At 72.8% G+C, this 12,075-nt stretch carries 12 protein-coding genes; 5 read left to right on the plus strand and 7 right to left on the minus strand.

Annotated elements, in window-relative coordinates:
- The first annotated feature begins 46 nt into the window (after nt 1–46).
- Genes AC6JBM_RS39495 through AC6JBM_RS39510 form a run of 4 tightly spaced genes read left to right on the plus strand, consistent with a single transcriptional unit; the run spans nt 47 to nt 3,649 of the window.
- On the plus strand, nt 47–631 hold the full coding sequence (locus AC6JBM_RS39495; protein ID WP_497978953.1) for an RNA polymerase sigma factor: 585 nt from the start codon (nt 47–49) through the stop codon (nt 629–631).
- Nucleotides 621–1,901, plus strand: coding sequence for a beta propeller repeat protein (locus tag AC6JBM_RS39500; protein ID WP_497978954.1), 1,281 nt, complete (start codon nt 621–623; stop codon nt 1,899–1,901). The genes AC6JBM_RS39495 and AC6JBM_RS39500 overlap by 11 nt, the downstream gene beginning before the upstream one ends.
- Nucleotides 1,902–1,953: 52 nt before the next feature.
- Nucleotides 1,954–2,442 (plus strand): RNA polymerase sigma factor, encoded by a 489-nt coding sequence (locus AC6JBM_RS39505; RefSeq protein ID WP_497978955.1) that lies wholly within the window; start codon nt 1,954–1,956, stop codon nt 2,440–2,442.
- Entirely contained in the window at nt 2,435–3,649 is a 1,215-nt protein-coding gene (locus tag AC6JBM_RS39510) for a sialidase family protein (RefSeq protein WP_497978956.1), read from the plus strand. The genes AC6JBM_RS39505 and AC6JBM_RS39510 overlap by 8 nt, the downstream gene beginning before the upstream one ends.
- A gap of 13 nt (nt 3,650–3,662) precedes the next feature.
- On the opposite strand, the gene galE is transcribed toward AC6JBM_RS39510, so the two are convergent.
- On the minus strand, nt 3,663–4,628 hold the full coding sequence (galE, locus tag AC6JBM_RS39515) for a UDP-glucose 4-epimerase GalE (protein ID WP_497978957.1): 966 nt from the start codon (nt 4,626–4,628) through the stop codon (nt 3,663–3,665).
- An 81-nt stretch (nt 4,629–4,709) separates the two neighbouring features.
- Between galE and AC6JBM_RS39520 the strand changes: the two genes are divergently transcribed.
- A complete protein-coding gene (locus tag AC6JBM_RS39520; RefSeq protein WP_497978958.1) occupies nt 4,710–5,507 on the plus strand; it encodes a hemolysin family protein in 798 nt (265 codons plus the stop codon).
- Here AC6JBM_RS39520 and cysN read toward each other — a convergent pair.
- From cysN to AC6JBM_RS39550, 6 genes are all read right to left on the minus strand, one after another.
- Nucleotides 5,491–6,780 (minus strand): sulfate adenylyltransferase subunit CysN, encoded by a 1,290-nt coding sequence (cysN, locus tag AC6JBM_RS39525; protein ID WP_497978959.1) that lies wholly within the window; start codon nt 6,778–6,780, stop codon nt 5,491–5,493. The genes AC6JBM_RS39520 and cysN overlap by 17 nt on opposite strands.
- A 2-nt stretch (nt 6,781–6,782) precedes the next feature.
- Complete coding sequence (cysD, locus tag AC6JBM_RS39530; protein ID WP_497978960.1) at nt 6,783–7,691, minus strand: sulfate adenylyltransferase subunit CysD; 909 nt, start codon at nt 7,689–7,691, stop codon at nt 6,783–6,785.
- A gap of 16 nt (nt 7,692–7,707) precedes the next feature.
- Entirely contained in the window at nt 7,708–8,526 is an 819-nt protein-coding gene (locus tag AC6JBM_RS39535; protein ID WP_497978961.1) for a 3'(2'),5'-bisphosphate nucleotidase CysQ, read from the minus strand.
- Nucleotides 8,526–10,349, minus strand: a complete 1,824-nt coding sequence (locus AC6JBM_RS39540) for a sugar transferase (protein ID WP_497978962.1) — start codon at nt 10,347–10,349, stop codon at nt 8,526–8,528. The genes AC6JBM_RS39535 and AC6JBM_RS39540 overlap by 1 nt, the downstream gene beginning before the upstream one ends.
- A gap of 124 nt (nt 10,350–10,473) precedes the next feature.
- Complete coding sequence (pth, locus tag AC6JBM_RS39545) at nt 10,474–11,061, minus strand: aminoacyl-tRNA hydrolase (RefSeq protein ID WP_350611858.1); 588 nt, start codon at nt 11,059–11,061, stop codon at nt 10,474–10,476.
- A gap of 76 nt (nt 11,062–11,137) precedes the next feature.
- Nucleotides 11,138–11,755, minus strand: a complete 618-nt coding sequence (locus tag AC6JBM_RS39550) for a 50S ribosomal protein L25/general stress protein Ctc (RefSeq protein WP_497978963.1) — start codon at nt 11,753–11,755, stop codon at nt 11,138–11,140.
- Nucleotides 11,756–12,075: the final 320 nt, after the last annotated feature.

A 12,075-nucleotide genomic window follows, 5' to 3' on the forward strand; every position in this document is an offset into this window, starting at 1 on the left:
CTGGATAGCGTGCTAGTCCGCGCCGGTCGGAGAGGGAGGTGTACGAGTGGGCGACGAGCTTGAGGCCCGTGAGGCCGTGCGCGATGCGTATCAGGCGCACTACCGCCGCCTCGTGGCCGCCCTCTACGCGCTGACGGGCGACCACGCCGAGGCGCAGGACCTCGTGCAGGAGGCCTACGCCCGGGCGCTGGCCCGGCCCCGGCAGTTCCTCGACGTCGCCGACCCCGAGGCCTGGCTGCGCACCGTCGCCATGAACCTTGCACGCACGCGCTGGCGGCGGCGGCGTCTGTTCGACACACTGGTGCGCAGCGGCCGGGTCGCCCGCCCGGTGGAGAGCGTGCCGGGCGTCGACCCCAACCGGGTCGCCCTGGTCGCCGCCCTGCAACAGCTGTCGCAGGCCACGCGGGAGACGATCGTGCTGCACCACCTGGCCGACATGTCGGTCCACGAGGTCGCCGACGCCCTGGGCGTGCCGGTGGGCACGGTCAAGGCGCGGCTGTCGCGCGGCCGCGCCATGCTCGCCCAGCTCTTAAGCGACGTCGAGTCCGACCAGAGCGCCCCGCGCCGCCGCCCGGCCCCGTCCCCCGCCCCGAGCCCGCTCCAGCCCCAGGAGGTGCGAGATGCGCCCTGAGCTGGACTTCCGCACCCTGCGGCAGCAGATCGAGTCGGCCACCTGGGTGCCGGACTTCGTGACCTTGTACCGCCGCGCCGGCCGCGTGCGCCTGCGGGACCGGCTGACCGTGCTGGGCGCGCTGCTGGGCACCCTCGGGGTGCTCGCCCCGGTCGCGCTGGCCGGGGTCTACGGCCGCCCCGGCCCGATGGTGCTCGGCCCGAACCCGGACCTGGGCGAGGCCTGGAGCCCGTCGGTCTCGGACACGCCGACGGCCCCGGGCAAGTATCCGTCCACGACCACCGTGCTGGCCGCCGCCGGGGACCTGACCAACCTCGTGGCCGCCGTCGACGTCTGCGTGGAGATCCCCCAGGCCCGCCGCTGCAGCCTGCAGGTGACCGGGCTCGGCGGCGCCACCCAGCGGCCGAGCCCCTACGTCGTGGACGCGCTGCGCACGAGCCCGCTGGAGCGGGTCGCCAACGTCCAGCTGGTGCGGATCGCCGCGTCCACGTTCATCCTCAGCGGCGAGGTCGGCGCCGGGTCGCGGGCCAGCGTGCGCTTCGCGCTCACGCCCGACACCCAGACCCAGCTCAATCCGCAGGACACCCCGCCGGTGATGGGGCCCGGCGACCGGCTCGTGCTCGGGCCGGGCGACCGCAGCGTGCAGCTGGTGCAGTACGGCGACCTGTTCGGCGTCCGCGAGAGCGACGGCACGCTGAGCATCGTCGGCCAGCCGCCCATGGCCCGGCGCACGATCGCCCAGGGGCTGCCCGCCAAGGCCGGCTGGTGGGTCACCGGCGCCGACCTGCACTCCGGGGCGCCGGCCGTGAGCGTCAGCGCCGACCAGGGCGGGAGCTGGCTCGCGCGCACCCTCGACGCCCCGGCCGGCAGCGACGTGCCGACGGTGGCCTCGGTGGACGGGCACAGCGCGTGGGCCTTCGTGCCGTACAGCCACGCGATCAGGGTGTTCCGCACGACCGACGGCGGGTTCAACTGGCGCGAGGTGCGCGGCGCGGTCGAACTGCCGGCGCAGCTCAAGACGCTGGACAACCGCTCGCTCGGGGCGCTGGTGCGCGCGGACCGTTCGGTGCTCATGTGGGTGCACTCGGACACCGAGACGTTCTTCTTCGGCAGCAACGACGGCGAGCATTTCGCGGTCGTACCGGGGCCGGGCGGGGTGATCGCCGCGGTCGACAACGGCTACGCGGCGCTCGGCGACCCGCCCAAGGTGTCACAGGACGCGAAGGCCTGGCAGGACGCCGTGCTGTCCGGCACCGTCCAGCCCAACTGAAGTCCGGGAAAGTTCTGGGAACCCGCGGGGTCCGCGGGGGATCGTTGTCAGCGTGGGGGACGTCGGCGAGGTGTACCACGCCTGCTACCGCAGGCTCGTGGTGCAGCTCTACGCGTTCACCACGGACCTGCCGGAGGCGCACGACGCGGTGCAGGAGGCGTTCGCGCGGGCCGTCGCCCGCCCGCGCGGCTTCTCCGGCATCGACAACCCCGAGGCCTGGCTGCGCACGGTGGCGCTCAACGTCGTCCGCCGCCGCTGGCGCCGCCGCGGCGTCCTCGACCGGTTCCTGCTGCGGGAACGGCCGCTGCAGGAGCACGCGGACCAGCCCGACGCCGATACCCGCACCGACCTGACCGACGCACTCGACGCCATCCCCCGCAGCTACCGGGAGGTCATCGTGCTGCACTACTACGCCGACCTCAGCGTGGAGGAGATCGCCGCCGCGCTGGACGTACCCACCGGCACCGTCAAGTCGCGCCTCTCGCGCGGCCGCGCCGCCCTGGCCGCGCGGCTGCCCGGATACGAGGTGACGCGTGCCTGAGCAACCCGTGCGCGACGAGCTGGCGTCGCGGCTGCGGGCCGAGCGCGACCGGCTCGACATCGAGCAGCCGCCGATGGAGGTCATCGCGGCCCGGGCCGCCGCCCTGCGCCGGCGCCGGCTCGCCGCCCGGACCGGGGCCGCCGCGATCGCCGCGCTGGTCGCGGCCGGGGTCGGGGCCGTCGCGCTCGATCGCCGGGACCACCCGGCCCCGACCGCGGCCGCGTCCGACCCGGCGGCGGTGTGGAGTGCGGACGGCATCACGATCACCGGGCTGCCGCACCTGCCGGCCGACCTGCCCGGCACCGTGCGCGACGCCGAGTTCCTCGACGCCGACCGCGGCTTCCTGCTCACCGCGGACGGGTCCGGCACGTGGGTCAGCCGCACCGCGGACGGGGGCCGGTCCTGGAGCACCGTCCGCTCGCCGATCGCCGGGCGCCCGGAGCTGATCACGATCCCCGGCGGGGCCGTGCTCCTCGGCCCCGGCCCGGCGCACCCGCGCGCGGCCACCTCGGACGGGGTGCAGTGGAACACCGACGACGCGCCGGTGGGACCGGCGACGCCGCTGACCGGCAACTCCCGGCTGGTCGCCCTGGCCGGCGACGCGTGCGGCGCCCCGACGGGCTCGATCACCAAGACCGAACTGGCCCCGGTACCGCAGCAGCCGCCCCTGACCGTGTGCTGGCGCTCCCGCGTCCGGGCCGGCGACGGCTCGTGGTGGGTGGGCGGGCGCGCCGCGGACGGGTCGCCGGCCGTGGCGGTCTCCCGCGACGGCGGCGTGAGCTGGGAACCGCACGTGTTCCCGGGCTTCCCGGCGAACGCGTCGGCCCGCGCGGCGATGCTCGGCCGCACGGTGTTCGCCGCGATCGTCGCCCCTCAGGAGGCCGCCGCGGCGCCGGAGCGCCTGCTTGCCGTGGCGACCTCGACGGACGGCGGGGCGTCGTTCGAGGCGCCCCACCCGACCGCGGGCCAGGCCACCATCGGCGGCGACCTGGTCCCGTTGTCCGACGGCCGCCTGCTCATCGTCGACGGCCACGGCCACTGGCTGGTCTCGGAGGACGGGGGTGCGTCCTGGGTACGGCTGGAGGGGCTGCACCAGACGATGCGGCTGGCGCGCACCGAGGCCGGCTACGTCGCCTACCAGATGACGACCATCTACACCGCGTTCTCCGTCGACGGTGCCACCTGGCAGAAGCTCGACGCGCAGTGATCCCGGCCTGATCTCAGCGGTTCATGAACGCCCAGGCGTCGGCGACCATCGTGGCGAGGTCGGCGTACTGCGGCGTCCAGGCCAGCTCGCGCTTGGCCTTGTCCGAGGACGCGACGAGTTGGGCCGGGTCGCCGGGGCGCCGCGGCGCCATCTCGACCGGGATCGGGTGCCCGGTGACCGAGCGCACGACCTCGACGACCTGCCGGTTGGAGAAGCCGGTGCCGTTGCCGAGGTTGAAGATCCGGTGCCCGGGGCCGTCCATGGTGCCGAGCGCGAGCAGGTGGGCCGCGCCGAGGTCGGCCACGTGGATGTAGTCGCGGATGTTGGTGCCGTCGGGAGTGTCGTAGTCGTCGCCGAAGATCTGCAGCTTCTCCCGCTTGCCCGCGGCGACCTGCAGCGCGATCGGGATCAGGTGCGTCTCCGGGTCGTGGCGCTCGCCGATCATGCCGCCGTCGGGCCGGCGCAGGGCTCCGGCGACGTTGAAGTACCGCAGGCTGACCGCGGAGAGCCCGTGCGCGACGGCGAATCCGGTCAGCGCGTGGTCGGCGGCGAGCTTGGAGGTCGCGTACGGGTTCGGCGGGCGCACCGCCGCCGTCTCCGGGATCGGCACGGTGTCGGGGTCGCCGTAGACGTTCGCGGTGGACGAGAACACCAGCCGCCGGACGCCGGCCGACCGCATCGCGTCGAGCAGCCGCAGCGTGCCGATCGCGTTGTTCTCCCAGTACTTCTCCGGCTTCTGCACGCTCTCCCCCGCGGCGATGAAGGCCGCAAAGTGCAGCACCCCGTCGAACTCGGGCGTCAGCAGGTCGCCGATCGCGTCGTGGACCCGCCCGCGCACGAAGGCCGCGCCCGCGGGCACCGCGTCCTCGTGGCCGGTGGAGAGATCGTCGAGCACCACCACCTCGTGCCCGGCGTCGAGCAGCAGCGCGGTCACGATGCTGCCGATGTACCCGGCACCACCGGTGACGAGTAGCTTCACTACAACCTCCCAAAAGTCGACGCGTTCCAACAAATTTACACGTCGAAAGTGGTATGGAAAAAGGCGCCTACACTGTCATTCATGCCGGAGCCCGGCCATCAGGATGGCCCCGGAACCCTACGGCAGGCTGCGGCCGCCCTGCTGACCCGCTGGGCGGAGCGCCTTCACGCTACCGCGACCCCGGCCCGCATCTCCGAGGCTCAGCTGCGCACCCTCATCGCGGTGACCGCCGGCACCGGGCACGTCCGCGAGGTCATGGTGCCGCGCACCGAGGTCGTGTTCCTCGACGCCGCGCTCTCCGTCGCCGACGCCGTCCTGGCCGTGCGCGGGGCCCGGCACTCCCGCTTCCCGGTGATCGACGCCGACCCGGACGACGTGCTCGGCTTCGTGCACCTGCGCGACCTGCTGCTCACGCCCGCGGCCGGGAACCCCGAGCCGGCGGCGTCCCTGCGCGGCCTGACCCGCGAGGTCAAGCGGCTGCCGGCCAGCAAACGGGTGCTGGCCGCGCTGTCGGAGATGCGGCGCGAGGGCCATCACCTCGCGGTGGTCGTGGACGAGTACGGCGGCACGGCCGGGATCGTCACGCTGGAGGACCTGATCGAGGAGCTCGTCGGGGAGATCCACGACGAGTACGACGCCCCGCCCGCCCCGGCCCGGGTGGACGAGGTCGACGGCCGGCTCAACCTGGCCGACCTCGCCGAGCGGATGGGGCTCCGGCTGCCCAGCGGCCCCTACGAGACCGTGGCCGGCTTCCTCATGGCCCGGCTCGGGCGGGTGCCCGAGGTCGGCGACCAGGTGCGCCACGACGGCTGGCACCTCCGGGTGAGCACCGTGGAGGGCCGCCGCGTGGCGCGCGTCTCGGTCAGCCGGCCTCGATGATCATCCCGGCGCCGACCGTCCGGTTGGTCTGCTCGTCGATGATGACGAACCCGCCGGTGGTGCGGTTGCGGCGGTACTCGTCCGCCAGCAGCGGCACCGTCGTGCGCAGCCGGACCCGGCCGATCTCGTTGAGCGCGAGCTGGTTCGCCGACTCGTCCCGGTGCAGGGTGTTGACGTCGAGGCGGTACTGCAGCCCGCGCACCACGGCGCGGGCCGAGCGGGTCGTGTGCTTGATGGCGTACTTCCCGCCGACCGTCAGCGGCCGGGTCTCGTCCATCCAGCAGACCATCGCCTCGATGTCCTGGGCGACCTGGGGGGCGTTGTTGGGCCGGCAGATGAGGTCGCCGCGGGCGATGTCGATCTCGTCGGCCAGGCGGATCGTGACCGACATCGGGGGGTACGCCTCGGACAGCTCGCCGTCGGCGGTCTCGATGTGCGTGATCTTCGTGGTGAAGCCGGACGGCAGCACCATGACCTCGTCGCCGGGCTTCATCACGCCGGAGGCGATCTGGCCGGCGTAGCCGCGGTAGTCCGACACGGTGGTGGACTGCGGGCGGATCACGTACTGCACCGGGAACCGCACGTCGACCAGGTTGCGGTCGGAGGCGATGTGCACGTGCTCGAGGTGGTGCAGCAGGGAGGGACCCTCGTACCACGGCATCTTGTCGCTGCGGGAGACGAGGTTGTCGCCGTGCAGGGCCGAGATCGGGATGACCGTGAGGTCAGGCGCCTCGAGCTTGGCCGCGAACGAGGTGAACTCGTCGGCGATGCGGTCGAAGACCTCCTGCGAGTAGTCGACCAGGTCCATCTTGTTCACGCACAGCACCAGGTGCGGCACCCGCAGCAGCGAGCACAGGAACGCGTGCCGGCGGGACTGCTCGACCAGGCCCTTACGCGCGTCGACCAGGATCAGCGCCAGGTCGGCGGTCGAGGCGCCGGTGACCATGTTCCGCGTGTACTGAATGTGGCCCGGCGTGTCGGCGATGATGAACTTGCGCCGGGGGGTGGCGAAGTAGCGGTACGCCACATCGATCGTGATCCCCTGCTCCCGCTCGGCCCGCAGGCCGTCGGTGAGCAGTGCCAGGTTCGTGTACTCGTCGCCGCGCGAGCGCGAGGTCGCCTCGACCGCCTCCAGCTGGTCCTCGAAGATCGCCTTCGAGTCGTAGAGCAGGCGCCCGATGAGCGTCGACTTGCCGTCGTCGACCGAGCCCGCGGTCGCGAAGCGCAGGAGGTCCATCTGCCGCTGCTGCGGCGTCTCCAGCACGGAGGTCATGGCTAGAAGTACCCCTCACGCTTGCGGTCTTCCATGGCCGCCTCGCTCACCTTGTCGTCGCCGCGGGTCGCCCCGCGCTCGGTGATGCGGGTGGCCGCGACCTCGTCGATGACCTTGTCGATCGTGTCCGCGTCGCTGCGGACGGCGGCGGTGCAGGACGCGTCCCCGACCGTGCGGTAACGCACACGCTCGGTGAACGGCGTCTCACCGGCCTTGAGCGGCAAAAACTCGTTGATCGCGTAGAGCATCCCGCCACGGTCGACGACCTCACGGTCGTGCGCGTAGTAGATGCCCGGCAGCTCGATGCCCTCGCGGGCGATGTAGTGCCAGACGTCCAGCTCGGTCCAGTTGGACAGCGGGAACACGCGGATCGACTCGCCCGGAGCGATCCGGGCGTTGTACAGCGCCCAGAGCTCCGGCCGCTGGTTGCGCGGGTCCCACTGGCCGAAATCGTCACGGAACGAGAACACCCGCTCCTTCGCGCGCGCCTTCTCCTCATCGCGCCGGGCACCGCCGAAGAGCGAGTCGAAGCGGTACTTCTCCACCGCGTCGAGCAGCACCGGCGTCTGGATCCGGTTGCGCATCCCGTCGGCGGACTCGCGGACCGTGCCCGCGTCGATCGCCTCCTGCACGCTGGCCACGATCAGCTGCACGTTGAGCTCGCTCACCCGCCGGTCGCGGTACTGCAGCACCTCGGGAAAGTTGTGCCCGGTGTCCACGTGCATGACGGGAAACGGGATGCGGGCGGGCGCGAACGCCTTCTCGGCCAGCCGCAGCATCACGATCGAGTCCTTGCCGCCGGAGAACAGCAGCACCGGCCGCTCGAACTCGGCGACCACCTCGCGCATGATGAACAGGCTCTCGGCCTCGAGAGCATCCAGGTGAGAGACCCGGTAGGGCGGCCGGCTCATGAGTAGGCGGGACCTTTCAGCCGTTGATGGCGGCGAGCAGTGACGGTGCCAATGCTTTCCGACACACCACCAGGTCGGGCAGGCGGGGATCGGGCTGGTTGTATTCCAACGTAGTCCCGTCGATACGGGAAGCGTGCAGGCCCGTGGCGAGAGCCACAGCGACCGGAGCGGCGGAGTCCCACTCGTACTGCCCGCCCGCGTGAACGTAGGCGTCAACCGCCCCGTCGATCACCGCGGCGATCTTCGCCCCGGCCGAGCCCATCGGCACCAGCTCGATGGGAAGTTTCTCGGCGAGCGCGCCGAGCAGGGCCGGCGGGCGGGTGCGGCTGGCGGCCATCCGGATCGGCTCGCCCTGCACCCCGGGCATGGGCGGGAACGGCGGCGGGGCGTCGGTGCCGAGCACACAGTGCTGGGCGGGCAGGGCCACCGCCCCGGCGACCAGGCGGCCGCGGGCCGGCCCGGTCCCGGACGACGAGTCCTGGGCCATCTGGGAATCCCGGGTCGCCTGGCTGTACAGCGCCACGTGCACGGCCCAGTCGGCCCGCCCCTCCTCGCCGAACTCGCGGGTGCCGTCGAGCGGGTCGACGATCCAGACGCGCTCGGCCCGCAGCCGGGCCGCGCTGTCGGCGCCCTCCTCGGACAGGATCGCGTCGGCCGGGCGCCAGCGCGTGAGCTGCTCCACCAGCAGCTCGTGCGAGAGCCGGTCGCCGGCCTTGCGCAGCGCGGCGGGGTCCGAGTAGCCCATCTCCTCGCGCAGCTTCAGCAGCATGTCTCCGGCCCGCTGGGCCAGCCAGCGCGCGAATCCGCCGTCGGTGGCGGGTGGTAGGTCGGTCATCAGTACGCTCCAGCCCCTCGGGTCACAGCGCTCAACGTCCGCAGCAGGATGACCAGGTCGAGCGAGAGCGACCAGTTCTCCACGTACTGCAGGTCGAGGCGGACCGCTTCGTCCCACGATAGGTCCGACCGGCCGGACACCTGCCACAGGCCGGTCATCCCGGGCCGCACGGCCAGCCGGCGCCGGGCGTCGTCCGGATACACGGCGACCTCCTCCGGCAGCGGCGGGCGCGGCCCGACCAGCGACATGCTGCCGCCGATCACGTTGAGCAGCTGCGGCAGCTCGTCGAGCGAAAACTTGCGCAGAAGCCGCCCGACACGGGTCACCCGCGGGTCATTGCGCAGTTTGAACAGCGCGCCGTCGACTTCGTTGAGGTGCCGTAGCTCCGCCAGGCGGGCCTCGGCATCGATGTGCATCGTACGGAACTTGAAGATCACGAACTCGTGACCGTCCTTGCCCACTCTCGTCTGTCGGAACAGTACCGGTCCGGTGGAGTCCATGCGAACCGCAATGGCGAGAACCGCCAGAAGGGGGCTGGCGAGCACCAGCAGGGCGACCGCGCCCGCCCGGTCGACGAGCGCCTTGACGAGCCGGCGGGCCCCGTTCAGGGTCGGGTGTTCGACGTGCAGCATCGGCAGGCCGTCCACCGGGCGGATGGTGGTGCGGCTGCCGGCCACGTCGATGAGGGTGCTCGCGACGATCAGGTCGATGTCGTCGCGCTCGAGGTGCCAGGCCAGCCGGCGCAGCGCGTGGCCGTCCAGCTCCGGGCAGGACAGCACCAGCACGGTGTCGGCCCGGGCCCGGCGCACCGCCCCCGCGACCTCGTCGAAGCGGCCCAGGATCGGCACGTCCGCGACCTCGCCGTCGCCGGGCAGGCAGGCGCCGACGACCTTCAGGCCGTGGTACCGCTCGCGGCGCAGCTGCCGCGCCATGGCCTCGACCGCGAGCTCGTGGCCGACGACCACGACCCGGCGCATGCACGCGCCGCGCCGCTTGCGGGCCCGGTGCAGCAGCTGGCGGAGCAGGAACCGGGCGAGCAGGCAGCCGAAGGTGACCAGCGGCAGCGCGACGAAGAACCAGACGCGGGCGATGCGGGTCTCGGTGGTGTACGCCACGAAGACGGTCGCGGCCGTCAGCGCCAGGCCCGCCCGCAGCACGCGCTGGTACTCGTCGGTGCCGACGAACAGGTAGCGCTTCTCGTAGGCGCGGTTGGCCGCGAGGCTGGCCGTGAACGCGATCGGCAGCAGGACCGACAGCAGGACGTAGCGGGCGTTGTACAGCGTGAGGCCGCCGGAGAAGCGGGCCTCGAACGCCGCCGCGCCGGCCATGAGCCCGATGACGAAGTCGAGCACGAGCAGGGTGCGCAGGTAGCGGCCCTCCCACGCCCACCGGGCGCGGTGGCGGGAGGTGCGGCCGGCCCCGGCGGACATGTCCGGCGCGGCGATGCGCACCGGCGTGCGGGTGAAGGGGGTCGTACCGCGAACGGCCGCCTCGACCTCGGCGGCCAGGGCCGGGTCGACCTCGGCGGGCGCGGCGGCACCGGGCGCGGGGGCGGGCGAGACGGGCGCGGCCACCCCGGCGGTCACCGGGCGCGGCTTCCTCGCGGAGACCTGGCGGATCTGGTTGCGCACCGGGCTGGGGCGGCGGCCGCGCGCCGGGGCGGCCGGGCGGCCGTAGACGGGGGGCGGGGCGGGCGCGGCCTCGGGCTCGGGGCGGGCGTCGGCCGTCCGGTCGGGGCGGCGCAGGCCGGCCGGGCGATCCTCGCGGCGGAGATGAGCCGGGCGGTGGAACCCGTCCCGCGTTCGTCCGCTGTCGATCGCCACGCTGCCTCCTTCAGAAGGACCGTTTCCATCAAACGGTGCAACCTGGAGTACAACGTGCAAGTCGGACATTCGTCACGCCGACGGGTTATCGTGACGGTCCGTATCAGATGGCCGAACAGCGCGACTATTCGGCGTGATAACGATTCTGGGCCGCCTCGAGACCCTGGTCGACTATCATCTCGACCGCGTCCGCGGTGCGGTCCACGAAGTAGTCCAGCTCCTTGCGCTCGACCGCGGAGAAGTCGGACAGCACGAAGTCGGCCGGGTTCTGCCGGCCCGGCGGGCGGCCGATGCCGAAGCGGACCCGCAGGTAGTCCTTGCCCCCCAGCGAGCTCGACATCGAGCGCAGGCCGTTGTGCCCGCCCTCGCCGCCGCCCTGCTTCAGCCGCAGCTGGGTCCACGGGATGTCGAGCTCGTCGTGCACGGCGATCACCTGCTCGCGCGGCACCTTGTAGAACTGGGCCAGCCCGGCCACCGGGCCGCCGGAGAGGTTCATGAAGGTCAGCGGCTTCACGAGCACCAGGCGCGGCCCGCCGACGCGCAGCCGGCCCTCGGCCACGTCGGCGACGACCCGGCGGTGCTTGCCGAAGCGCAGCCCGGCCCGCTGAGCGAGCAGGTCGGCGACCATGAAGCCGACGTTGTGGCGGTTTCGCGCATACTCGGGGCCGGGGTTGCCCAGCCCCACGACCAGCCAGGGTGCGGCGTCGGTCACCGGGTCTCCTCACTCACACAGCAAAGTCGCGGCCGCCCGGGAAGGCGGCCGCGACTCGGCGAAGCTGGTGCGCCGATCAGGCCTCGGCGGCCGCGGGCTCCGGCTCCTCGGCCGGCGCCTCCTCGGCGCCCTCGGGCTCGATCGCCTGGTCCTGCGCGGCCGAGACGATCGCGACGACCAGCTCGGGGTCGGCGGCGAGCTCGACACCGGCGGGGAGCTTGACGTCGGCGGCCTTGACCTGGCTGCCGGCCTCGAGGCCCTCGATCGAGGCCTCCAGGTGCTCGGGCAGCTTGGTCGCGTCGGCCAGCACGGCGATCGTGGTGCTCTCCGTCATGACCAGGGTGTCGCGGGCCGCGTCGCCGGTGAGCTGGACGGGGATCTCGACGGTCACCTTCTCGCCGCGGCGGACCACGAGCAGGTCCACGTGGTCGAAGGTGTCCTTGATCGGGTCGCGCTGGATCGCCTTGGGCAGGGCCAGGGCGGCGCTGCCGTCGGAGATCTCGATGTTGAAGACCTGGGTCATGCCGCCGTGGCGAATGGCCGCGGCGAACTCACGGGCGGGAAGGGCGATGTGACGGGGGGCCTCGCCGTGGCCGTACAGCACGGCTGGCACCTTGCCGGCCCGGCGCGTGCGGCGGGCACCACCCTTGCCGAACTCCGTGCGGGGCTCGGCGCTGATCTTTACCTCGGACACGACAGAACTCCTGATGCGGTTGTGCGGCGGGCACCGGCCTGCGCGACCGGCTAACAGTTGTCTTCATGCGGCGCTCGGGCGAGGGGGCGCACGGGGCACAGACCCGAAGCGCCGCGTCGATCACGGAGCCCGCTTCGGCCGTCATGCCGGTCGGTGGGTGGCCGCCGGGGTGACAATCACCCGGCAGTCACACAACAACCGCACGCCCGGCCCGTGGGGAGCACCCTCGCCGTGGCAACCTGCCTAGCTTACCCGAGGCGGTTCGGCGCCCGAACACCCTCCCCCACAGGCATGACGCAGTCCGAAACTCAGGACAAACC

The sequence above is a fragment of the Dactylosporangium thailandense genome (genome assembly GCF_059739745.1).

Bases quoted from the DNA above. Each gene is read 5' to 3' on its own strand.
- AC6JBM_RS39520 (WP_497978958.1), top strand. From the start codon at position 4,710: ATGCCGGAGCCCGGCCATCAGGATGGCCCCGGAACCCTACGGCAGGCT.
- AC6JBM_RS39535 (WP_497978961.1), bottom strand. From the start codon at position 8,526: ATGACCGACCTACCACCCGCCACCGACGGCGGATTCGCGCGCTGGCTG.
- cysN (WP_497978959.1), bottom strand. From the start codon at position 6,780: ATGACCTCCGTGCTGGAGACGCCGCAGCAGCGGCAGATGGACCTCCTG.
- cysD (WP_497978960.1), bottom strand. From the start codon at position 7,691: ATGAGCCGGCCGCCCTACCGGGTCTCTCACCTGGATGCTCTCGAGGCC.
- AC6JBM_RS39500 (WP_497978954.1), top strand. From the start codon at position 621: ATGCGCCCTGAGCTGGACTTCCGCACCCTGCGGCAGCAGATCGAGTCG.